Consider the following 20,835-nt stretch of genomic DNA (forward strand, 5'->3'; position numbering starts at 1 on the left):
TGTCAGCCCCTCCCCAGGAGCAGTCGGGCCTCGCCCACGGTGATGACGGAGCCGGTGACCAGGACACCGCCGCCCGCGAACTCGCCCTCCTCCTCGGCGAGGGTGATCGCGGCCTCCAGCGCGTCCGGCAGCCGCGGCTCGACCTGGACGCGCTCCTCGCCGAACACCTCGACGGCGATCGCGGCGAGTTCGTCGGCGTCCATCGCGCGGTGCGTGGAGTTCTGGGTGACGACGACCTCGGCGAAGATCGGCTCGAAGGCCTCCAGCAGCCCCCGCACGTTCTTGTCGCCGCTGGCGCCCACGACCCCGATCAGCCGGCTGAAGTCGAAGGCCTCGCCGACCGCTTCGGCGGTGGCGCGGGCGCCCGCCGGGTTGTGGGCGGCGTCCAGGACGACGGTCGGGGAGCGCCGTACGACCTCCAGGCGGCCCGGGGAGGACACGGACGCGAAGGCCTTGCGGACGGTGTCCATGTCGAGGGGTTCGGGGCGCTGGGAGCCGACGCCGAAGAACGCCTCGACCGCGGCCAGGGCCACGGCCGCGTTGTGGGCCTGGTAGGCGCCGTGCAGGGGGAGGTAGACCTCGCCGTACTCGCCGCCGAGGCCGCGCAGGGTCAACAGCTGGCCGCCGACGGCCACCTGACGGGAGACCACGCCGAACTCCAGGCCCTCGCGGGCCACGGTGGCGTCCGCGTCGACCGCCTTCTTCAGCAGCACCTGGGCCGCGTCGACCGGCTGCTGCGCCAGGATCACCGTCGCGTCCTGCTTGATGATCCCGGACTTCTCCGTGGCGATCGCGGCGGGCGTCTCCCCGAGGCGGTCGGTGTGGTCCAGGTCGATCGGGGTGATGACGGCGACGTCCGCGTCGATGACGTTCGTGGCGTCCCAGGAGCCGCCCATGCCGACCTCCACGACGGCCACGTCGACGGGCGCGTCCGCGAAGGCCGCGTACGCCATGCCGGTGAGGACCTCGAAGAAGGACAGGCGGTACTCCTGCGAGCCGTCCACCATCTCGACGTAGGGCTTGATGTCGTTGTACGTCTCGACGAAGCGCTCGGCCGAGATCGGGGCGCCGTCCAGGCTGATCCGCTCGGTGATCGACTGGACGTGCGGGGAGGTGTAGCGGCCGGTGCGCAGCTCGAAGGCGCCGAGCAGGGCCTCGATCATGCGCGCGGTGGAGGTCTTGCCGTTCGTGCCCGTGATGTGGATCGAGGGGTACGAGCGCTGGGGCTCGCCCAGCACGTCCATCAGCGCGGAGATGCGGCTGACCGACGGCTCCAGCTTCGTCTCGCCCCAGCGGGTGGCCAGATCGGCCTCGACCTCGCGCAGGGCCTTGTCGACCTCCGGGTCCTCGGGGCGGGCGGGCACGTCGGCGCTCGGGGCTCCGCCCTGGGTGCGGAGGGTTCGGCTGCCGGCCTCGATGACCGCGAGATCGGGGTCGCGGTCCGTCTCGGTCGCGATGATCTCGTCGAAGGGGTCGCTGTCACTCACAGGGCCAGTCTAGGGCTGCGCCCGAGGGGAGAGCTGGCTGGTCCTGGTCGACGGGGGCGGGGAGGTGTGTGGCTTGTCGCGCAGTTCCCCGCGCCCCTTGGGTGGGCGCAGGCCCCCGGCGCCTGTCAGCTCCGGGGGCCCGCGCGCCTGGGTCGGTTACTGCTGGGGCAGGCGGTCCAGCTGGGCCTGGATGCGGGTGATGTCCTCCTCCGCCTTGGCCAGGCGGGTGCGGATCTTCTCCACGACGTTGTCCGGGGCCTTCGCCAGGAACGCCTCGTTGCCCAGCTTGGCCGTCGCCTGGGCCTTCTCCTTCTCCGCCGCGGCGAGGTCCTTGGCGAGGCGCTTGCGCTCCGCCGCGACGTCGATGGTGCCGGAGAGGTCGAGGGCGACCTCGGCGCCGGCGACCGGGAGGGTGGCCGTCGCCGTGAAGGTCTCGCCCTCCGGCTGCAGGCGGAGCAGCTGGCGGATGGCGGCCTCGTGCGGCGCCAGTGCCGTGCCGTCCAGGCTGAGGCGGGCCGGGACGCGCTGGCCCGGCTGCAGGCCCTGGTCGGCGCGGAAGCGGCGGACCTCGGTGATGACCGACTGGAGCGTCTCGATCTCGCGCTCGGCGGCGTCGTCGCGGAAACCGGAGTCCCGGGGCCAGTCGGCGACGACGACGGACTCGCCGCCCGTGAGCGTGGTCCACAGGGTGTCGGTGACGAACGGGACGATCGGGTGCAGCAGCTTGAGCGTGACGTCGAGGACCTCGCCCAGGACGCGCTGGGAGACCTCGGCCGCCTCGCCGCCCGCCTGGAACGTCGTCTTGGACAGCTCGACGTACCAGTCGAAGACCTCGTCCCACGCGAAGTGGAAGAGGGCGTCGGAGAGCTTCGCGAACTGGAAGTCCTCGTAGAACGCGTCGACCTGCGCGACCGTCTTGTTGAGCCGCGAGAGGATCCAGCGGTCGGTGGCCGACAGCTTCGACGGCTCCGGCAGCGGGCCCTCGACCGTCGCGCCGTTCATCAGCGCGAAGCGGGTGGCGTTCCAGATCTTGTTGGCGAAGTTCCGCGACGCCTGGACCCAGTCCTCGCCGATCGGGACGTCGGTGCCGGGGTTGGCGCCGCGGGCCAGGGTGAAACGGACGGCGTCGGAGCCGTACTTGTCCATCCAGTCCAGCGGGTCGACCACGTTGCCGAAGGACTTCGACATCTTCTTGCCGCGCTCGTCACGGACCAGGCCGGTCAACGCGATGGTGCGGAAGGGGACTTCGCCGTCCATCGCGTACAGGCCGAACATCATCATCCGGGCGACCCAGAAGAAGATGATGTCGTGTCCGGTGAGCAGGACGTCGGTCGGGTAGAACTTCCGCAGGTCCTCGGTCTGTTCGGGCCAGCCCAGGGTGGAGAAGGGCCACAGGCCGGAAGAGAACCAGGTGTCGAGGACGTCGGTGTCCTGCTTCCAGCCCTCGCCGCTCGGGGGCTCCTCGTCCGGTCCGACGCAGACGACCTCGCCGTCGGGGCCGTACCAGACGGGGATGCGGTGGCCCCACCACAACTGGCGCGAGATGCACCAGTCGTGCATGTTGTCGACCCAGTCGAAGTACCGCTTCGACATGTCCTCGGGGTGGATCTTGACCCGGCCGTCGCGGACCGCGTCGCCGGCCGCCTTGGCCAGCGGGCCGACCTTGACCCACCACTGCATGGACAAGCGCGGCTCGATGGTGGTCTTGCAGCGCGAGCAGTGGCCGACGGAGTGGACGTAGGGGCGCTTCTCGGCGACGATCCGGCCCTGCGAGCGCAGGGCGGCGACGATGGCGCTGCGCGCCTCGAAGCGGTCCAGGCCCTGGAAGGGGCCGTGGGCGGTGATGACGGCCCGCTCGTCCATGACCGTGATCGACTCCAGGCCGTGGCGCTGGCCGATGGCGAAGTCGTTCGGGTCGTGGGCGGGGGTGACCTTGACGGCGCCGGTGCCGAACTCGGGGTCGACGTGGGTGTCGGCGACGACCGGGATGGCGCGGTCCGTCAGGGGCAGCTTGATGCGCTTGCCGATCAGGTGCTTGTAGCGCTCGTCGTCCGGGTGGACGGCGACGGCCGTGTCGCCCAGCATCGTCTCGGCGCGGGTGGTGGCGACGACCAGCGTCTCGTCGCCCTCGCCGTACTTGATGGAGACGAGCTCGCCGTCGTCCTCCTGGTACTCCACCTCGATGTCCGAGATGGCCGTCAGACAGCGCGGGCACCAGTTGATGATGCGCTCGGCGCGGTAGATCAGCTCGTCGTCGTAGAGCTTCTTGAAGATGGTCTGGACGGCCTTGGACAGGCCCTCGTCCATGGTGAACCGCTCGCGGTCCCAGTCGACGCCGTCGCCGAGGCGGCGCATCTGGCCGAGGATCTTGCCGCCGTACTCCTCCTTCCACTGCCAGACGCGGTCGACGAACTCCTCGCGGCCGAGGTCGTGACGGGACTTGCCCTCCTCGGCGAGCTGCTGCTCGACCTTGTTCTGGGTGGCGATGCCGGCGTGGTCCATGCCCGGCAGCCACAGCGACTCGTAGGCCTGCATGCGCCTGCGGCGCGTGAGGGCGTCCATGAGCGTGTGCTGGAAAGCGTGGCCCAGGTGGAGGCTACCGGTGACGTTCGGCGGCGGGATGACGATGGTGTACGCCGGCTTGTCGCTCTTGGCGTCAGCGGCGAAGTACCCCTTGTCCACCCAACGCTCGTACAGCGGCCCCTCTACATCGGCCGGCGCGTACTGGGTCGGCAGTTCGGTGCTGGGCGCTGATGGCTGCTGCTGAGCGTTCTCGGTCACGGGGTCAGTTTAGGGGTGTCGCGGGGCTGTCCCGAAACGCGTTTGTTCTGTAACGGTGCGGCCCCCGATGCACTGCGTCCACGGCGGCTGCGCCAGGATGTCAGGACCACATAAGGCATCTGGAGGGGAACCCAGAGATGAGTCACAACCAGCCGGGCCCGTACGGCGGGCAGCCCCAGCAGCCCGGGCCGTACGGCCAGCCGGGACCCTACGGCCAGCAGCCGCCGCAGGCCCCCCAGCCCGGCTACGGCTACCCCCAGCAGCCACCGCCGCCGACCCAGCCGGGTTACGGCTACCCGCAGGCGCCCCCGCAGGGCGTGCCCCCGCAGCAGCCGAACCCGTACGGGCAGCAGCAGCCGCCCTACGGCCAGCAGCCTTACGGGCAGCAGCCGTACGGCCAGCAGCCCTACACGGTCGCGCAGCCTCCGGTGCCGGGCGGCGGCAAGAAGAAGACCGGGCTGATCATCGGCGCGGTGGCGGTCGTGGCCGCGATCGGGGTCGGGATCTACCTCACGGTCGGCGGGAGCGGCGGCTCCGGTGGTGGCGGAAGCGTCGCGGACGACGGGGCTCACAAGCTGACGACCCCGGCGACGATCCTCGACGGCACGTACAAGAAGAGCAACTCCGGCACGGGCAAGATGACCTCGAGCGACGTCAAGGACGCGGAGTCGTGGGGCGTCCACGATCCCAAGGACGTCAGCGCCGGCTACTCCTCCGGGTCCGGTCTGTCGACGAAGAGCCTGATCGTCTCCGGTGTCTACGGAAGCATCGACGACCCGGAGAAGGTCGTCGACGCGATGTTCGCCCAGATCAAGAAGGACTCCACGGAGAGCTCGAGTTCCTCGTCCGGCAAACTCGTGGGCAGCCCGCAGACGGTGAAGCCCGCCGGTTTCAAAAGCGGCGTCATGAAGTGCCAGGAGATCGAGACCACGACGTCCGGTCAGTCCATGAAGATGCCGTTCTGCATCTGGGGTGACCACAGCACCCTGACGTACGTCCTCTCCTACGACATGGCCGCCCTGGCCACCGGCAAGGGCGCCTCGGTCTCCGAGGCCGCCGATCTGACCGCGAAGGTCCGCAACGACGTGCGCGTCCCCGCCTGACGGACGCCGTACCGCTCAACCACGAAGGGGCCCCGGTCGGTTGACCGGGGCCCCTTCGTTCGGGTCGTTACGCCGTCTTCTGTTCGCCCGGGCCGCGGCCGTTGCGGGCGTCGCGGGGGATCAGGGTCGGGTTGACGTTGGAGTGGACGACGTCGGCCGTGATGACCACGCGGGCCACGTCCTTGCGGGACGGGACCTCGTACATCACCGACATCAGGACCTCCTCCATGATCGCGCGCAGGCCGCGCGCGCCGGTCTGGCGGAGGATGGCCTGGTCGGCGATGGCTTCCAGGGCCTCGCGCTCGAAGTCCAGCTCCACGCCGTCGAGTTCGAACAGGCGCTGGTACTGCTTGACGAGCGCGTTGCGCGGTTCGACCAGGATCTGCAGCAGGGCCTCGCGGTCCAGGTTGTGGACCGAGGTGATGACCGGGAGGCGGCCGATGAACTCGGGGATCATGCCGAACTTGACCAGGTCCTCGGGCATGACGTCCTGGAACTGGTCCTTGGCCTCCAGCTCGCGCTTGGAGCGGATCGTCGCGCCGAAGCCGATGCCCTTGGCGCCCGCCCGGGACTCGATGATCTTCTCCAGGCCCGCGAAGGCACCGCCCACGATGAACAGCACGTTCGTCGTGTCGATCTGGATGAACTCCTGGTGCGGGTGCTTGCGGCCGCCCTGGGGCGGGACGGAGGCGGTGGTGCCCTCCAGGATCTTCAGCAGGGCCTGCTGGACGCCCTCGCCGGACACGTCGCGCGTGATGGAGGGGTTTTCACTCTTCCGCGCGACCTTGTCGATCTCGTCGATGTAGATGATCCCGGTCTCGGCCTTCTTGACGTCGTAGTCCGCCGCCTGGATCAGCTTCAGCAGGATGTTCTCGACGTCCTCGCCGACATAGCCGGCCTCCGTGAGCGCCGTCGCGTCCGCGATCGCGAACGGGACGTTCAGCATGCGGGCCAGCGTCTGTGCCAGGAGTGTCTTGCCCGAGCCCGTGGGGCCGAGCAGGAGGATGTTGGACTTCGCCAACTCGATCGCGTCGTCACGGCTGCTGCCGCCGCCGTTCTCGCCGGCCTGGACGCGCTTGTAGTGGTTGTAGACCGCTACGGAGAGGGCTTTCTTGGCCGCCTCCTGGCCGACCACGTAGCCCTCGAGGAACTCGTAGATCTCGCGCGGCTTGGGAAGCTCCTCCCAGCGCACCTCGCTGGTCTCCGCGAGCTCTTCCTCGATGATCTCGTTGCAGAGATCGATGCACTCGTCGCAGATGTACACACCAGGCCCTGCGATGAGCTTCTTGACCTGCTTCTGGCTCTTGCCGCAGAACGAGCACTTCAGCAGATCGCCGCCGTCACCGATGCGTGCCACGGTGTGCTTCCCCTTCGCCTGGGAGACGCCTAGATCCAGCGGCTCCTGGTGCTGCCTATTCCGACGGTACCTTGCCGGGCCCCCCGTTCGGGCCCCCCTTGGCGCGGTTCACTGTGACGTGCAGCGTGTCAAAGCAGACCAACCGTGCCAAGGGGCGGCAGACGATACAGCTTCCGCCCGCCTCTTTGTCAGCGGACGGCCGCGTTGTTCATCTTCCGAGTGGAGATGATCTGGTCGATCAGGCCGTACGACAGCGCGTCCTCGGCCGTGAGGATCTTGTCGCGCTCGATGTCCTCGCGGATCTTCTCGATCGGCGTGGTCGAGTGCTTGGCCAGCATCTCCTCCAGCTGCGAACGCATCCGGAGGATTTCGTTGGCGGCGATCTCCAGGTCGGAGACCTGACCGCGGCCCGTCTCGCTGTACGGCTGGTGGATCAGCACGCGCGCGTTCGGCAGCGCCATGCGCTTGCCCGGCGTGCCGGCGGCCAGCAGGATCGCGGCGGCGGAGGCCGCCTGGCCCATGCAGACCGTCTGGATGTCGGGCTTCACGAACTGCATCGTGTCGTAGATCGCCGTCAGCGCCGTGAAGGAGCCGCCGGGGCTGTTGATGTAGACCGAGATGTCCCGGTCGGGGTCCATCGACTCCAGGCACAGCAGCTGCGCCATGACGTCGTTGGCGGAGGCGTCGTCGATCTGGACACCGAGGAAGATCACTCGCTCCTCGAAGAGCTTCGCGTACGGGTCGTACTCACGAATGCCCTGCGAGGTGCGCTCGACGAAGCGCGGGATCACATAGCGGGACTCGGCGCGCGGGCCGGTGTACTCGGCCTCGGTGCGGGCGTGGAGGCCGCTGCCGGGGAAGTCGTTCACTGTCTGTCTCCTAGGGGCTGTGGCGGTCGGCTGGGGGCTCGGCAGGGTGGCCTCAGGCCGCGCCGGTGCCGCCGCCGCCCGGCATACCGGCGGCCGTCGGGATGACGTCGTCGATGAGGCCGTACTCCTTGGCCTCGAAGGCGTCGAACCAGCGGTCGCGGTCCGAGTCGCGGGTGATCTGCTCGACCGACTGGCCGGTGTGCTGCGAGGTGAGCTCGGCCATGCGCTTCTTGGTGTGCAGCAGCCGCTCGGCGTGGATCTTGATGTCGGAGGCCGAGCCCGCCAGGCCCGCGGAGGGCTGGTGGATCAGGATCTCGGCGTTCGGCAGCGCGAAGCGCTTGCCGGGGGTGCCCGCGCTGAGCAGGAACTGCCCCATGGAGGCCGCGAGGCCCATGGCGATGGTCACCACGTCGTTCTTGATGAACTGCATGGTGTCGTAGATCGCCATACCGGCCGTGATCGAACCGCCCGGGCTGTTGATGTAGAGGTAGATGTCCTTGTCCGGGTCGGCGGCAAGGAGCAGCAGCTGTGCGGTGATCTTGTTCGCGATGTCGTCGTCGACCGGCTGGCCGAGGAAGATGATCCGCTCGTTGAGCAGCCGGTTGTAGACCTGGTCGCCGAGGCCACCACCGATGGAAGGCTCGCCGGCGGCGGAGGGCATCAGATTCGTCACGTATCCACCTGCTCGTCTTACGACGGCGCCGGGCCGTCTCACGTGTTCCCATCCGGGGGCTGGGCAGTTCTGGGGACTCCCCTGCCCTTGTACATGGACCCTAACGCGCAGGCCGGACAGTGCCATCCCGGTTCCCGGACTGTTCGCTGTCAGCGCATGCGCCGTTGCTCCGTGGGACGGGCGGCGGGCACGAGTGCCGGAAAGGGCCCGGGGAGCGTGTCCCCGGGCCCTTTCCCTACGGCGTTCGGCGGCGCCGGGGGCGTCAGCCCTCGGTCTTCTCCGCCTCGTCGGCGTCGGTGGCGTCGGCCTCGGTCGCCTCGGCGGCGACGTCGGCGGCGGCCTCCGTCTCCTCCTCGTCGTCCAGGTCGATGACCTCGCCGTTGGTGTCCTTGACCGTGGCGGCCTCGACGACGACCGCGAGGGCCTTGCCGCGGGCGACCTCGCCGACCAGGAGCGGCACCTGACCGCCCTCGACGACGGCCTGGGCGAACTGGTCGGGGGACATGCCGGAGGAGGCGGCGCGGCGCATGAGGTGCTCGGTGAGCTCCTCCTGGTTGACGTTCAGCTTCTCCTGCTTGACCAGCTCGTCGAGGACGAACTGGGTCTTGATGCCCTTGACCGCGGCTTCCTTGGTCTCGGCATCGAACTCCTCCTCGGTCTTGCCCTGGATCTCCAGGTACTTCGCGAGGTCGAGACCCATCTGGCCGAGCTGGTGGTGCTCCAGGTTGTGCTTGCGGGTGTTGATCTCGTCCTCGAGCAGCTTCTCGGGGACGGGCACCTCGACGAGCTCCAGCAGCTTCTCCAGGACGCGCTCCTGGGCCTGCGTGGCCTGGTCGTACTGCTTCATGTTCTCGAGGCGCTTGCGGCTGTCCGCCTTGAGCTCCTCGAGGGTGTCGAACTCGGAGGCGAGCTGCGCGAAGTCGTCGTCCAGCTCGGGCAGTTCGCGCGCGGCGACCTGAGTGACCTTGACGGTGACCTCGGCCTCCTTGCCCGCGGCGGAGCCGCCCTTGAGCTCGGAGGTGAAGGTGGTCTCCTCACCGGCGGACAGGCCCTTGACGGCGTCGTCGATGCCGTCGAGGAGCTCGCCCGAGCCGATGGTGTAGGAGACGCCGTCGGCGACGCCGTCCTCGAGGACCTCGCCCTCGACCTTGGCCTGCAGGTCGATCGTGACGACGTCGCCGTCCTCGGCGGCGCGCTCGACCGGGGAGGTCGAGGCGAAGCGCTCGCGGAGCTGCTCGACGGACTTCTCGACGTCCTCGTCGGTGACCTCGACCGCGTCGACCTCGACCTCGATGCCGGAGTAGTCCGGGATCTCGATGGTCGGGCGGACGTCGACCTCGGCGGTGAAGTTCAGCGTCTCGCCGTCCTTCAGCTCGGTGATGTCGACCTCGGGCTGGCCGAGGACGTCGATCTCCGCCTCGTTGACCGCCTCGGTGTAGAACTTCGGGAGCGCGTCGTTGACCGCCTCCTCCAGGACCGCACCGCGGCCGAACCGCTGGTCGATGACGCGGGCCGGGATCTTGCCCTTGCGGAAGCCCTTCACCGTGACCTGCTGGTTGATCTTCTTGTACGCCGCGTCGAGGCTGTCCTTGAGCTCCTCGAAGGGCACCTCGACAGTGAGCCGAACCCGAGTCGGGTTCAGGGTCTCCACGGCGCTCTTCACGGTTCGGTCTCCTTGATGGCTGACTGCTTGGGTTCTGCCGGGGCCAGAGCGGCTCCGGCGGATCGCCGCCCGGGAGGACTACTTCGTAGAGGAGAGACACACGGGCGTGCAGCTTGCATAGTAACGGCAGCGGCGACACGCCCCAAAGGCGATCACTGGGTGATCAGATGGTCGGGGTGGCGGGATTTGAACCCACGGCCTTCCGCTCCCAAAGCGGACGCGCTACCAAGCTGCGCCACACCCCGTCTGGTGCGACACGTAGGGTACATGCCCGCACGCTGTGCGACCGCCGCATTTCCCGGAGTGCCGCCGCCGGGCCGGGCCGGGCGGCGAAGGGGTGTGCGGCGAGGCCGGCCGACCCGCTACGATGCCTTCAGTGCCGCGGTCTTCCGACCTGCGGCGCGCGTTGTGCGGGCGTAGCTCAATGGTAGAGCCCCAGTCTTCCAAACTGGCTACGCGGGTTCGATTCCCGTCGCCCGCTCTTTCACGGCCGAGGCCCAGGTCAGGTAGTAAATTTACTACCCGCCTGGGCCTCAGTCATTTGGTGCGAGATCAGTCCCGCGTGCCCCCCGCGTGCCCGTTCCGGTCGGAACCGCCCTTGAACGCCTTCACGATCATGCCGTCAACGGCATCGGCGATCTCACGTTCCCGATCGAAGTTCGCGTGCCGGTAGATCAACGCCGCGCGAGCCGTGCTGTGCCCCAGACGGGTCATCAATTCCTTGGTACTTGCGTTCGTCCGCGACGCGAGGGTGTTGCCGGTGTGCCGAAGATCATGGAATCTCAGACCCTTCACCCCAGCATCGGCGCATGCCTTATGCCACAGCCGGTTGAAGTGATTCCGACGCGGTGTGGCCTTCTTGGCTCCGATGAACACACGACCGTCCGAGCCGGATTCGGCGTACACCTTCATGTGCTCATCGAGGACGGGCAGTACCGAGGACGGGACCGCAACCAGCCGCTTGCCGGCCGCACTCTTGGGCGCCTTGTAGACCCGCTTGCCGCTGGTCAGCTCGGAGACCGCGCCCCGAACTCGGATCATGCCGTGGTCAAGGTCAACGTCCGACCGATGCAGGGCCACCAGTTCACCCCAACGAAGTCCGCAGAAGGCGGCGAGCAGGACCAACGCCTTGTAGCGCGGCTGGATTTTGTCGGCGATCCGAAGACCTCGGGGATGGTCGCGGTCGGCCGCTCTGGGGTGACCACCGCACCGCCGTTCCTGATCTGGCACGGGTTGCGGCGGATCAGCTCATCCTGGACGGCAGTACCCATGATCGTCCGAAGGAGGGCGTACGCCTTCGCGACCGTGGACGGACCGACCCCAGCGTCGAGGCGAGCACGACGCCAACTCCGCACGGCAGCGGGGGTGATGGCGGCGAGTGCCATAGGGCCGAAGGTGGGCGCCATGTGCAGCCGCAGCAGCGAGGCGTACAGCTCAGCCGTCCGGGGCGCCAACGGCCGTTCCCGAACCCAGGCTGCCGCGTAATCACCGAAGGGCACCTTGCCCGCGTCAGGGTCGCGCCAGTCTCCCTGTCGCAGTTCGGACTGCTTGTCGGCCAGCCAGTCATCCGCATCGCGCTTCGTGCGGAACGTCTCCGGAGCGGGGCGGTCGACCCCGTCAGGACCCCGGTAGCGAGCCTGGAACCGACCGGACGGAAGCTTGCGGACGCGGCCGAAGGGACGACGCTTGCTGGCCATCAGGCAGCCACCGCCCACCGGCCGGAACTACGGCGGCGCGGCTGCACCGTGTTGGCCTCGATGTACGCGTCAACGACGCTTTCCTTGATCCGGACATACCGGCCCACCTTGACGTAGGCGATCCGGCGCTCTTCAACCAGACGGCGGGGGAAACGCTCCCCGCTCTCTTCCCAGGTCCCGAGCTTTACGGCGACTTCCGCCACCGACAGAAGGCGATCACTCATACTGCGGCTCCTTCCAGGTCAAGCAGGGCGGGTAGCTCTTCACGTGCGGTGTCGCGGTTGTGCTGGATGTCGCGGCGGATGTTGGCGGCGAGCCAGGATTCGCCGGGGGTGTGGCCGTGGCCGGCGTAGGCCCAGTGGGCGAGGGTGAGCGTGGTCGCCTCCGGGGCGTCGTCAGGGTCGGGCAGGCCGAGCGCGGCGCGTTGCTGGGCGGCGCGGTAGTCGGCACGGACCTGGCGCAGGGCGCCGAGGGTGGTGGAGTAGCGACGGGACTTGGTGGAGAAGTGGCCGCGGAAGCCGAGCATGTGGGCCCAGTCGCGCAGCTTGCGGTCCGGGTAGAGCGGGTGGAGGTCGAGGCAGGCCGCGATGAGCCGGGCCGGGTGGTCGGGCACGTCGAGGAGGACCAGGGCCTCCTTGTTGCCGATCCGTCGGTCGACCGTGCCGGTGGTCTCGGCCGCTTTGGTGGCGTACTTGGCGACGTAGGAGGCCACGGCCCGTTCGGTGATCTCCTCGCCGTGGCCGAAGGCGCCAATCGGCTGGACGTCGAGCTGTGCGCCCCAGCGCAGGGTGCGCGCCGGCTGGTCCCCGGCCGGGTCGATGTCGACCGCGACGCGGGCGGCAGCGGCGTGGATGGCGTCGGTGAGGAGATCGAGGGTGGCCCAGGCCGGGCGGATCGTCGGGCCCGTCGGGGCCGTCGAAGCGGATCACGGCGTGGAAGTGCACGGCCCCGCGCTTTTGGTACTCGGCGACCTTGCCGAAGGAGACCCTCGACTGTTCGCGGGCGGCCTTCTGGGTGAGTCCGGCCCGCTTGGCGATCTCGCGGCGCAGGTAGATCGTGAAGTAGCGCCACAGTTCGGAGGCGTGGTTGTTCCACAGCACCGCGCCTGCGTAGTCGTACGTGTCGGGATTGAGCGGTGTGCCGAGTTCGGGAGCGTCCTCGCCGTGGCGGATGCCGCAGCGGCAGGGCCGGTTGCCGGGCCGGTTGTGGACCGGGCCGAAGCTCGGGGCGGTGAGGGTAGCGAAGACCCGCGGGTGATCCCGAATGGTGCGCGGGGTGCCCTTGTCCGGGTCGCCGACCAGACCGGCGCGGATGAGGTGGTAGGTGTCGCCGGCGTAGGTCCAGGCGCAGGCCGGGCAGCGGGAGGCCCGCCGGTTGCCGCACGCGATCCGCAGCATGCCGCCGGGCTCGGTCTCGGTCGTGTATGCGTGGAGCACGGTCTTCGTGGCGGGGTCGATCGTCTTGGTGGCGCCGATCAGCCGGATCGGGTCGGAGCAGCCGCCGGTGCGGCGGATCTGTTCTTGCCAGCGGTCGAAGTCGGCCCGATTGGCCACCCTCAGCACGTCGCTGAGGGTGGCCGCATCGAGGCCCGCCAGGGTGGCGGCGTCGGTCACGTGATCACCGGCCCCAACGACGCTTCTGCGGAGTGCTGGCAGTGTTGCTGGACGGGCCGGACTGGTCCTTGGAGGGCCGACCGCCATTCATCGGCAGGTTGCCGCTGTCGTGGCGGTTGTGGGCCTTGACGGTCTTCTTCAGTCGGTCGTAGTCGCCGTCGATGCCCTCGTAGTGGGTGCGGTCGACGCCGAGGCTCCAGCGGCGGGGCATCAGATGCTCACCTCCTGCTTGCGCGCGGCCAGGGCGCGGCCGGTGCCGTCGCAGCAGGGGCAGACAACGTGGAGGATCGCGCGGGAGCCGTCGCGGTGCCGGCTGCCGGTGGTGATGGCGACGACGGGGAAGCCGTCGCAGTGGTGGCAGACCGGGCGCTTGGAGATGCGGACAGGCATGATGAGTGAAGCCCTTTCGGATCGAAAGATCGGGAAGTGGTGGAGCCGTCCGGGGCGGCGGAAACTTGGCGGTTGAGGCCGCCCCGGAGGGCGCTACTTGCGGTAGCGGTGCGCGGACCGGACGGGCCGGGCGCGCTTCGTGCGCGGCGGGCGGGAGCGCCGGAGGGTGCCCGCGCGGGATAACTCCTTGTGCTTGCCGTGGTGGAGCGTGTAGCTGATCCCGCCCGACGCGGAGAGGACACCGACAGCAGCGGCGGCGATGACCTGGACGACGAAGGCGAGCACGAGCAGCACGGTCACGGCGCCGGCAGTGATGACCAGGGCCAAGACGATCGGGCCCTTGTAGGAGCGCGGGGCTTCCTGGACGATCACGACCTTGTGGACGTCGGTGCCGTCGGGAAGTTGCCGGTAGATCTCGGCCGGGATGTGCCCGGCGCGCATCTGGTCTTCGGGTAACTGCACGCTTCGGCCCTCCCTGTCAGGCGGTGCAGCGGTGGGTGCGGGCGGCGAGTTCGGCGGCCGAGCGGTCGCCGTGCTCGGTGGAGAAGCCGCAGTTGGGTGCGGTGCAGGCGGCGGTGTGCTTGGTTTGGCCACGGCCGTTGTTGAACGTGCCGACCTTGACCGGGCCGATACGGATCACGTTGTAGAAGCGGTTCGGACGCACGGTTGAACCTCCTTGCTTGTCAGGCGAGTTGGGCGGCGATGGCGCCGGCGAGGTCTTCCGGGACCCCGAGGCGGGTGCGCAGGGTCGCGGTGTCGATCTCGGTTCCGGTGCGGGTGCGGTGGTCGGTGGCGACCTTCCGGGCGTGGTCGATGAGAGCCGGAGGCACGGACGGGACAGTCGCCGCGGGCAGGGCCGGGGCGGGCTCCGGTTCGGTGATCTCCGGGGCCGGGGCGGGCGGTTCGGGGTGGTCGACGACCGGCGCCGACTCAGGCACGGGCTCCGGAGCCGGGGCGTTGGGTGCGTGGGCGAGCAGGGTGCCGCCGAGGAAGGCCAGCGCGGGCCAGCCGGCGACGCCGAGGCGGAGCAGGGCGGGCGGGTGGTCGAGGTCGAGGAAGCCGGCCGTGGTGACGTTGGCGCCGAGCGAGGCGACCAGGGCGACCAGGAACCAGCACCAGGCCAGCCGGGAACGCTGGGCCCGCAGGCGACGCCAGGCGGCGACCATCAGCAGGTCGACCGAGATGGGGTAGGCCCAGGCTTTCCAGCCGGTCTGTCCGGCCGCTTGGGCGAGGTCGTGCAGGTGGGCGAAGGACAGCGCACCGGCGATCACGGCTTGTACGAGGACGGCGTCCGGGCGGATCGAGCGGGTCACGACTCTTCACCTCCTTCGCAGGGATCGGGCCGGGGCGGGGAGGGGAACGTCGAGCCGCCCCGCCCTGGGCGGTCAGGTGTCGGCGGGGATCTCACCGGCGCCCAGGCAGGTCAGGCACAGCCCGGTCTGCCGGTGGTCGGTGAGGCGGCCGTTGCGGGTGCCGACGCGGACGGCTTGGGTGATCTCGCCGTTGCCGTCGCAGTCCGGGCACTTCACCGGCCGGGGCTTGGTGGGTTTGCGCGCCATGAGCGATCTCCGTTCGGTTTTCGGCATGGCTCGGGTAGGGGCCTGGCGCGAGGCGGTCACGCCGACCGTGGGGCGGAGGGTGTTACTCGGTGACGGGCCGGGGCTGGACCCTCGGCGGAGTCGCCGGCATCGGCGGGACGATCCCCGAGCCGACCGGGCGGAACGGTGCCAGGAACGGCAGTTCCGGAGTGAGGTGGGCGAACTCGCGGCACACGGCCGCCGCTTCTTCTGCGCTGATCTCCGGGGTGCGGATGCGCGACCAACCGCCCGAGGTGTCACCGGCCACCGCGAGGCCGGGACGATCGGCCGGGATTGCAGTAGCGGCCACGACCGCATCCGGGGAGATGTCCCCCAGGCCCATATCCGCACTGGCCTTGTCGTTCACCCGATGCACGACCCGGCCGGTGAGCTGGGCACGCACGGCCGTGGCACCCTTGCCCTGGTCCGACCCGAAGCGCTGGCCGCACACCTCCAGATAGATGCCGATCGCGCGGGCCATCTGCCCCAGGCGGACCAGTTGCATGACCACCCGGTCCCGCTCCGGCTCGTCCTTCTTGGAGAGCACGAAGAAGAGTTCGGCGACCTCGTCGATCAGCACCACCAGCGGCACCGGCCGGACCTGATCGGGCAGTTCCCACAGGTCCGAGACGCCGTAGAGGGCGAGGAGGTCGAAGCGCTCTTCCATCTCCGCGACCAGGGCGTCGATCAGGCGACCGGCCGAGGGCAGATCGGTGGCCAGCGCCGACAGGCGCGACGCGTACCGGCCGTGTTCCACCCCCCGCTTGCAGTCGATGCCGATCAGCCCAACCGGCAGCTGTGCAAGCCCGTTGATCAGGTTGCGCTGATACACCGACTTGCCGGACTGATTCGCGCCCAGCGTCAGAGCGTGCGGCACCGCGCGGTAGTCCCGCTCGAACACCGAACCGTCCTCCCGCAGCGCCACCGGGACGACCAGGTCCCGGGGCCGGGCCTTGCGCGGCAGGGTGACCCGGTTCAGGACGTCCCAGCCGGTCATGCGCAGTTCGACGTAACCGGGCTTGGTCTCCGCCACGGTCACCGACCGCACACCCCACGCATGGCGCAGGCGCTCGCAGGAGGCGGCGAGGTCGGCGGGCTCCAGACCGGCCGGCAGTCGCAGAGTGACCCGCAGGCCGGTCGAGGTCCCACGGACTCGGCGCACCTTCGGCGGCACCGGTCGGACCTCACTGTGGGCCAGGTTGCGCTTGACGAAGGCATGGAAGCCGGACGGCTGGACCGTCAGCCCGCACACCTCCATCGTGTCGCGGTAGGTCCAGGTGAACCGGCCCCAGGTGACCGGCAGGCCCACCAGCGACCAGTACACGCGCGGGGCGCGGTGCTTGGCGTAGCCGATGCCACCGGCGCCGGCCGCCAGTCCCCCGGCCTCCAGCCAGGTCGCCAGGTCGGTCATGGTCAGACCCCCGCCGTTACGGCGACCGCACGGAAGGAGATCCCGTGCCGCTTCTGGCCGTTGAACTCGTTCTCCCAGTCACGGGCCTTGAGCCCGACCACCCGCACCGGCATACCCGGCATCAGGCCCTCGGGGATACCGGTCTCGGGCACGGTGACCTGGTAGAGGTTGCCCTCTCCCTCGTCCGAGATCAGCAGGCCCACCGTCGACAGGCCCGCACCGGTCTCCCGGTCCATGGCCCGTTCCCCGGTCTGCTTGTTGGCCAGCTTCGGCGTCGGCGCGGTCGCCACGAACACCACAGCAGTCGAAAGATCGATCTTGAAGGACGGCACGGAAAGCACTCCTCACAGAGGCGAGAACGGGAGTGGAATCAACCTCCCTAGGGAGGTTGAATCGCAACCTCCCTAGGGAGGTCGACAGGTTCCGCCTCGCCACCCCATGCGGGCACAGCAAAAAGGCCCACCGAAGTGGGCCTTTCGTCCTGCGACTTATTTTCTGACGGTACGTCAACTACCGAACGTGTAGCGGAGTGCGTAGGCGCCAGCGTCGAGCAACATCTGATTGAGCTCAACTGGCCTACCGTCCGCGGTGTATGCCGTGCGGCAGATCTCGATCACGGGCGTGCCAGGAAGGATCGACAATCCTTCGGACTCCGCAGAGCTGGGCATGCGGCCCGGCCGGCACCGGGATGGAGGCGGCGCCGTCGCCGACCGCGGGTCCGTAGTGGCGTGCGCGGGGTGCTCCCATCCCGACCACCGTTGACCCAGGCAGAGCCGAGCAGACGCGGCCCAGGGCGTCCAGGTCGTTCGTACAGTGGCGCGCTCCACCTGGACGCCCTGAACCACGCCCGCTCCACGGTGTGTGGGTCGACGGCGGACGGGATGGGAGCAGAGGTAGGTGGTGGTCGAGGTCGTCGGCCGGTGCAGCCGGGACCGCATCCGCACTTGCATGCGGTCACACTGTGGATCCGCCTTGACCGAAGGCTTCGGCTCGGAGTTTCTGCAAGTCGGGGAGGTGGTTCTTCAAGGTGCCGATCTAAACGCACGGTGCCACGATGTGGAGTACAGCCGTCTTTGCCACGAGGCGAGCTGCGGTTAGGCCACGTCAAGCTTCCGAGGAGCGGGACAGCCATGAGCAGTGAGGTGTCAGAGCTCACGCAGTTGGCCTACGAGGGCGGCAGGCTTCCCCTCACCGCGGCTCCCGTGGTCGGGACTCCCGATCGGACCTATGGGGAAGTGTTCGAGCCCGGGACGGAGCCTCTGGAAACCGGCGAGATGCGGGTGACCGTCCTGGGCAGCGGCGACCCGTTCGTCCGCCGCAGCCAGGCGGCCGCCTCGGTTCTGGTCGAGGTGGGCAACCAAGAACACGACTTCTTCTTCCTCGACATCGGGTCGGGGGCGGTCGCGAACTTCAACGGCCTGGGCCTGCCCGTCACGGCTGCGACGAAGTTGTTCCTGTCGCACCTACACGCGGACCACGTCGGCGACCTCCCCACCCTGCTGTGGTGCCTGGCCAAGGGCGGCCGACGTGACCCGGTCGAGGTGTGGGGCCCGGCCAGCGAGTACGAACCTCTCGGAACCCGCGCCTTCACCGAGAACCTCGCTGCGGCGTTCGCCTGGGACACCGAGTCCTTGGCGGGCGACCCGCGTCAGGGCGGCGCGCGGACCCTGACTACCGAGGTTCCCTACGACGCGCAGGCGGTCGTCTACGAGCGCAACGGGGTCACCGTCACCTCGTTCCCCGTGATCCACATCCTGAACGGGGCGGTCGGCTACCGCATCGACTTCGCGGGACTCAGCGTGGTCTTTTCCGGCGACACCAGGCCGTGCCGCACCCTGGTGGACGCCGCCGCCGGCGCCGATCTGCTGATCCACGAGACGTTCCCCGCCGCGCGTACCTTCGCGGCTAAGGCGGGCATGCCCCTGGATGTCGCATCGAAGATCATCGACCAGGCGCACACGAGCCCGACCATGGCAGGGCGGGTCTTCAAGCGCGTGGGCGCGCGGATGTCGTCTTTCTGGCACCTCGCGCTCGACCACGAAACGGTCGGACCGGTGTTCCAAGAGATGCGCCGCGAATACGACGGCCCGGTCACAGCCTCGCAGGATCTCACCGTCTTCAACATCACGAAAGACGCCGTCGTAACGCGTCAGGGCAGGTCCGCGCCCATGCCCTGGCCGGTCACCGGCCCCTCCCAGCGCCCCGCACGGCCCGGCCCGGCGCACCCCCCACCCGGGTGGTGGAACGAGGCCCTCCTGTCCTGACCACTGGGGAGGCCGGCCAGACGGATGATGCCGACCAGTCGGATAAGGACGTGGTTCGCACGGGCGAGCTTGCTGCTACGGCTGTCAAGCGGCCCGCTGATGTCTGACATCAGCGCCTGCCACCAACAGCGGCGAACGCACGCGCATCACAGTGGACCCTGGCGACCGCAGCTGCGCCGCGTAGCGGCCGACGTCCAGGGGCGAGGGTTCACGGTGATCGACCTGACGAGGATGAGACCAGTCGGCAACGGCCAGCAGGGCGCGACTACATGACCGTTGAACAAGGCCAAATCGCGCCCTACTGGCATCCGGTCAGAATGAACCACACTTCAATACATGGGGGTTTTATCCGATCAGGACCAGTTCGTATGTGATCGCTGCGGTAGCGCAAGCCCGACCGTGTGCGAACGAGGGCGCATCGACCTAATGGCCAAGCTCTGTGATGACTGCTGGAACAGGCTCGCCAACGAGATGGCCGAAGTCGACGGAGCCACAGCCGCCCCGAGGCCCGATCCCGACCCCGACGACGTGTCTTGGATCGAGTCGCCTATTTGCCCCAGATGTGGAGCACTCATCCGCGTATATCCCACCAACTACGATCGGTGGGTCAGCCTGGCCACGGTAGAACTGCCCGCCAAGGACGTCCCAGAGGCCTTCCGCTGGCGTTTGACGCCACTCCCGACCCGATCCCGCATCGCGACCGATACCGTGGTTGTACAGGTCCGTGGAGTCGATCCCCTGCCCAGCGAACCCGTCGTGCCGGCTCACCGCATGATGTGCGTCCCCGATCGGGATGGGCCGTAGAGCGCAGCCCGTACGCGAGACGTAGGCGTGCCCCCAGCGTGCCCGGTCGAGCAGCATCCAGCGGGGAACACCGGGGAACCTCGGCGAGCAGCGCCAGGACCCGCAGGTCAGGGTCTCGCCAGGTCAGCCCGGATCCGCATACGCGATCTTCCAAACTGGCTACGCGGGTTCGATTCCCGTCGCCCGCTCCATACGGCCCGGGGCCGGACCGGAGGATGATCCTCCGGTCCGGCCCCGAGTGTTTTCCGCGGCGCGCGTGTCCCTGCCGGTGCCGGATCGCGTCGCCCCAGCCGAGGCGGCGGCGGGCGCGTGGGCGGACATGACGGGGCCGCCGCCGGGTACGCGAAGCGTGGGCGGCCGGCGAGGCCCGGGGTCAGAAGCTGATCGAGTTGATCGTTTCCGCTATCGAGTTCAGGAAGCGGTTGATCGACGGGGCCATGCCGGTCGACGCGAGGAAGAAGCCGAAGAGCACCGCGACGATGGCGGGTCCGGCCTTGATCGATCCACCCCGGATCAGGACCACCAGGATGATCGCCAACAGCAGCACCACTGACAGTGAAATGGCCACAACTGATCACACACCCTTGGTCGGTCCGCTCTCCCGGCCCGGGGGCGCGTCCCCGCGCACCCCCGCCAGAACCATCGTGCCACCAACAGGGCCTGCGTATGCGGCTGGTGGGACATCGGCGCGGCACCTGTGTCACACGTTTGCCTGAACCATACGGCCACACGGGCACCGTGGGTCCCAACACCGGCTGTCCGCACGGCAATTCGAGGACCCACCCGCCCGAGTAATTCGGCGGGATCGTTTCCATGTCCACACAACGCGTTCGCAGTTATTTCGAATTGTCGCCACGGGCACATCAAAGCGGGCGGACAGCCGACCCAGTTGTCGGGATTCATCCGGACTAAGCCACCCATAAGTCCAGCGAGCGACTCGGCAGGAATGTCCCCTTCATGCCTCTTTGCCGGGACGAACCGCGAGGTCAACTCCTCGCAATTTCGGGGCACACGAAGCACATAAGCAGGAATGACATGGACGGTTTCACGAAAAGCCACAGACAACGCTAGGGTGCCTCAGATGTTTCACGCCGCCTCGTCCCCCGGTCAGCACAGAACGCCGCTCCCTCCGGCACAGTCGCCGGC

22 protein-coding genes, 2 tRNA genes and 1 pseudogene are annotated in these 20,835 nt (G+C 68.9%); 4 read left to right on the forward strand and 21 right to left on the reverse strand.

Annotation, left to right across the window (positions count from 1 at the left end):
• Nucleotides 1–2 precede the first annotated feature (2 nt).
• Nucleotides 3–1,487: a folylpolyglutamate synthase/dihydrofolate synthase family protein gene (locus tag FBY22_RS34810; protein ID WP_142151948.1), complete on the reverse strand. Its 1,485-nt coding sequence runs from the start codon at nt 1,485–1,487 to the stop codon at nt 3–5.
• A gap of 156 nt (nt 1,488–1,643) precedes the next feature.
• The gene (locus FBY22_RS34815) at nt 1,644–4,268 is read right to left on the reverse strand and encodes a valine--tRNA ligase (protein WP_142151949.1); all 2,625 of its coding nucleotides are present in this window, start codon (nt 4,266–4,268) and stop codon (nt 1,644–1,646) included.
• Nucleotides 4,269–4,405: 137 nt separating this feature from the next.
• Here FBY22_RS34815 and FBY22_RS34820 point away from each other — a divergent pair, with 137 nt between their 5' ends.
• Nucleotides 4,406–5,371 (forward strand): hypothetical protein, encoded by a 966-nt coding sequence (locus tag FBY22_RS34820; protein WP_142151950.1) that lies wholly within the window; start codon nt 4,406–4,408, stop codon nt 5,369–5,371.
• Nucleotides 5,372–5,438: 67 nt separating this feature from the next.
• Here FBY22_RS34820 and clpX read toward each other — a convergent pair whose 3' ends face one another.
• The 5 genes from clpX to FBY22_RS34845 all read right to left on the reverse strand — a co-directional run bounded on the left by clpX (nt 5,439) and on the right by FBY22_RS34845 (nt 10,178).
• A complete protein-coding gene (gene clpX / locus FBY22_RS34825; protein ID WP_142151951.1) occupies nt 5,439–6,728 on the reverse strand; it encodes an ATP-dependent Clp protease ATP-binding subunit ClpX in 1,290 nt (429 codons plus the stop codon).
• A gap of 188 nt (nt 6,729–6,916) precedes the next feature.
• On the reverse strand, nt 6,917–7,597 hold the full coding sequence (locus FBY22_RS34830) for an ATP-dependent Clp protease proteolytic subunit (protein WP_142151952.1): 681 nt from the start codon (nt 7,595–7,597) through the stop codon (nt 6,917–6,919).
• Between the two features lie 52 nt (nt 7,598–7,649).
• Nucleotides 7,650–8,258, reverse strand: coding sequence for an ATP-dependent Clp protease proteolytic subunit (locus FBY22_RS34835; protein ID WP_055570713.1), 609 nt, complete (start codon nt 8,256–8,258; stop codon nt 7,650–7,652).
• Between the two features lie 274 nt (nt 8,259–8,532).
• Nucleotides 8,533–9,933 carry a trigger factor gene (tig, locus tag FBY22_RS34840; RefSeq protein WP_142151953.1) on the reverse strand — a complete coding sequence of 467 codons (1,401 nt, stop codon included), beginning with the start codon at nt 9,931–9,933 and terminating at the stop codon, nt 8,533–8,535.
• A 168-nt stretch (nt 9,934–10,101) separates the two neighbouring features.
• A tRNA-Pro gene (locus FBY22_RS34845) sits at nt 10,102–10,178 on the reverse strand.
• Nucleotides 10,179–10,343: 165 nt separating this feature from the next.
• Here FBY22_RS34845 and FBY22_RS34850 point away from each other — a divergent pair.
• Nucleotides 10,344–10,414 (forward strand) — tRNA-Gly (locus FBY22_RS34850).
• 71 nt (nt 10,415–10,485) lie between these two features.
• Here the strand turns inward: FBY22_RS34850 and FBY22_RS45470 are convergent.
• From FBY22_RS45470 to FBY22_RS45805, 13 genes and pseudogenes are all read right to left on the reverse strand, one after another.
• Nucleotides 10,486–11,058 carry a site-specific integrase gene (locus tag FBY22_RS45470; protein WP_260845336.1) on the reverse strand — a complete coding sequence of 191 codons (573 nt, stop codon included), beginning with the start codon at nt 11,056–11,058 and terminating at the stop codon, nt 10,486–10,488.
• Complete coding sequence (locus tag FBY22_RS45475; protein WP_260845348.1) at nt 10,971–11,630, reverse strand: hypothetical protein; 660 nt, start codon at nt 11,628–11,630, stop codon at nt 10,971–10,973. Before FBY22_RS45475 ends, FBY22_RS45470 begins: the two co-directional genes overlap by 88 nt.
• Nucleotides 11,630–11,854 (reverse strand): excisionase family DNA-binding protein, encoded by a 225-nt coding sequence (locus FBY22_RS34860; protein WP_142151954.1) that lies wholly within the window; start codon nt 11,852–11,854, stop codon nt 11,630–11,632. The genes FBY22_RS45475 and FBY22_RS34860 overlap by 1 nt, the downstream gene beginning before the upstream one ends.
• Nucleotides 11,851–13,243: pseudogene (gene repSA, locus FBY22_RS34865) on the reverse strand (replication initiator protein RepSA). The gene FBY22_RS34860 and the pseudogene repSA overlap by 4 nt, the downstream one beginning before the upstream one ends.
• A gap of 4 nt (nt 13,244–13,247) precedes the next feature.
• The gene (locus tag FBY22_RS34870) at nt 13,248–13,454 is read right to left on the reverse strand and encodes a hypothetical protein (RefSeq protein WP_142151955.1); all 207 of its coding nucleotides are present in this window, start codon (nt 13,452–13,454) and stop codon (nt 13,248–13,250) included.
• On the reverse strand, nt 13,454–13,633 hold the full coding sequence (locus FBY22_RS34875) for a hypothetical protein (RefSeq protein ID WP_142151956.1): 180 nt from the start codon (nt 13,631–13,633) through the stop codon (nt 13,454–13,456). Before FBY22_RS34875 ends, FBY22_RS34870 begins: the two co-directional genes overlap by 1 nt.
• A 93-nt stretch (nt 13,634–13,726) precedes the next feature.
• The gene (locus tag FBY22_RS34880; RefSeq protein ID WP_260845253.1) at nt 13,727–14,095 is read right to left on the reverse strand and encodes a hypothetical protein; all 369 of its coding nucleotides are present in this window, start codon (nt 14,093–14,095) and stop codon (nt 13,727–13,729) included.
• 16 nt (nt 14,096–14,111) lie between these two features.
• The gene (locus FBY22_RS34885) at nt 14,112–14,297 is read right to left on the reverse strand and encodes a mobile element transfer protein (protein ID WP_142151957.1); all 186 of its coding nucleotides are present in this window, start codon (nt 14,295–14,297) and stop codon (nt 14,112–14,114) included.
• 19 nt (nt 14,298–14,316) lie between these two features.
• Nucleotides 14,317–14,946 (reverse strand): DUF2637 domain-containing protein, encoded by a 630-nt coding sequence (locus FBY22_RS34890; protein WP_142151958.1) that lies wholly within the window; start codon nt 14,944–14,946, stop codon nt 14,317–14,319.
• 72 nt (nt 14,947–15,018) lie between these two features.
• Nucleotides 15,019–15,192 carry a hypothetical protein gene (locus FBY22_RS44330; protein WP_174267337.1) on the reverse strand — a complete coding sequence of 58 codons (174 nt, stop codon included), beginning with the start codon at nt 15,190–15,192 and terminating at the stop codon, nt 15,019–15,021.
• Between the two features lie 82 nt (nt 15,193–15,274).
• Nucleotides 15,275–16,621, reverse strand: coding sequence for an FtsK/SpoIIIE domain-containing protein (locus FBY22_RS34895; protein WP_142151959.1), 1,347 nt, complete (start codon nt 16,619–16,621; stop codon nt 15,275–15,277).
• 2 nt (nt 16,622–16,623) lie between these two features.
• On the reverse strand, nt 16,624–16,953 hold the full coding sequence (locus FBY22_RS34900; RefSeq protein ID WP_142151960.1) for a hypothetical protein: 330 nt from the start codon (nt 16,951–16,953) through the stop codon (nt 16,624–16,626).
• A gap of 174 nt (nt 16,954–17,127) precedes the next feature.
• Nucleotides 17,128–17,571, reverse strand: coding sequence for a UTRA domain-containing protein (locus tag FBY22_RS45805; RefSeq protein WP_142151961.1), 444 nt, complete (start codon nt 17,569–17,571; stop codon nt 17,128–17,130).
• Between the two features lie 180 nt (nt 17,572–17,751).
• Here FBY22_RS45805 and gntH point away from each other — a divergent pair, with 180 nt between their 5' ends.
• Together gntH and FBY22_RS44610 are read left to right on the forward strand one after the other, a co-directional pair.
• Nucleotides 17,752–18,885: a guanitoxin biosynthesis MBL fold metallo-hydrolase GntH gene (gene gntH / locus FBY22_RS34910; protein ID WP_142151962.1), complete on the forward strand. Its 1,134-nt coding sequence runs from the start codon at nt 17,752–17,754 to the stop codon at nt 18,883–18,885.
• Between the two features lie 471 nt (nt 18,886–19,356).
• The gene (locus FBY22_RS44610; protein WP_260845337.1) at nt 19,357–19,689 is read left to right on the forward strand and encodes a DUF6083 domain-containing protein; all 333 of its coding nucleotides are present in this window, start codon (nt 19,357–19,359) and stop codon (nt 19,687–19,689) included.
• 373 nt (nt 19,690–20,062) lie between these two features.
• On the opposite strand, the gene FBY22_RS34920 is transcribed toward FBY22_RS44610, so the two are convergent.
• Nucleotides 20,063–20,257 carry a hypothetical protein gene (locus FBY22_RS34920; RefSeq protein WP_016435177.1) on the reverse strand — a complete coding sequence of 65 codons (195 nt, stop codon included), beginning with the start codon at nt 20,255–20,257 and terminating at the stop codon, nt 20,063–20,065.
• Nucleotides 20,258–20,835 lie beyond the last annotated feature (578 nt).

The organism is Streptomyces sp. SLBN-31 (assembly GCF_006715395.1).
Lineage (GTDB): Bacteria > Actinomycetota > Actinomycetes > Streptomycetales > Streptomycetaceae > Streptomyces.

What these genes read in the sequence shown, in the direction of transcription:
- FBY22_RS34820 (WP_142151950.1), top strand. Translation starts at nt 4,406, where the DNA reads ATGAGTCACAACCAGCCGGGCCCGTACGGCGGGCAGCCCCAGCAGCCC.
- FBY22_RS34835 (WP_055570713.1), bottom strand. Translation starts at nt 8,258, where the DNA reads ATGCCCTCCGCCGCCGGCGAGCCTTCCATCGGTGGTGGCCTCGGCGAC.
- FBY22_RS45475 (WP_260845348.1), bottom strand. Translation starts at nt 11,630, where the DNA reads ATGGCCAGCAAGCGTCGTCCCTTCGGCCGCGTCCGCAAGCTTCCGTCC.
- FBY22_RS34860 (WP_142151954.1), bottom strand. Translation starts at nt 11,854, where the DNA reads ATGAGTGATCGCCTTCTGTCGGTGGCGGAAGTCGCCGTAAAGCTCGGG.
- FBY22_RS34870 (WP_142151955.1), bottom strand. Translation starts at nt 13,454, where the DNA reads ATGCCCCGCCGCTGGAGCCTCGGCGTCGACCGCACCCACTACGAGGGC.
- FBY22_RS34875 (WP_142151956.1), bottom strand. Translation starts at nt 13,633, where the DNA reads ATGCCTGTCCGCATCTCCAAGCGCCCGGTCTGCCACCACTGCGACGGC.
- FBY22_RS44330 (WP_174267337.1), bottom strand. Translation starts at nt 15,192, where the DNA reads ATGGCGCGCAAACCCACCAAGCCCCGGCCGGTGAAGTGCCCGGACTGC.
- FBY22_RS34895 (WP_142151959.1), bottom strand. Translation starts at nt 16,621, where the DNA reads ATGACCGACCTGGCGACCTGGCTGGAGGCCGGGGGACTGGCGGCCGGC.
- FBY22_RS45805 (WP_142151961.1), bottom strand. Translation starts at nt 17,571, where the DNA reads ATGCAAGTGCGGATGCGGTCCCGGCTGCACCGGCCGACGACCTCGACC.
- gntH (WP_142151962.1), top strand. Translation starts at nt 17,752, where the DNA reads ATGAGCAGTGAGGTGTCAGAGCTCACGCAGTTGGCCTACGAGGGCGGC.
- FBY22_RS44610 (WP_260845337.1), top strand. Translation starts at nt 19,357, where the DNA reads ATGGCCGAAGTCGACGGAGCCACAGCCGCCCCGAGGCCCGATCCCGAC.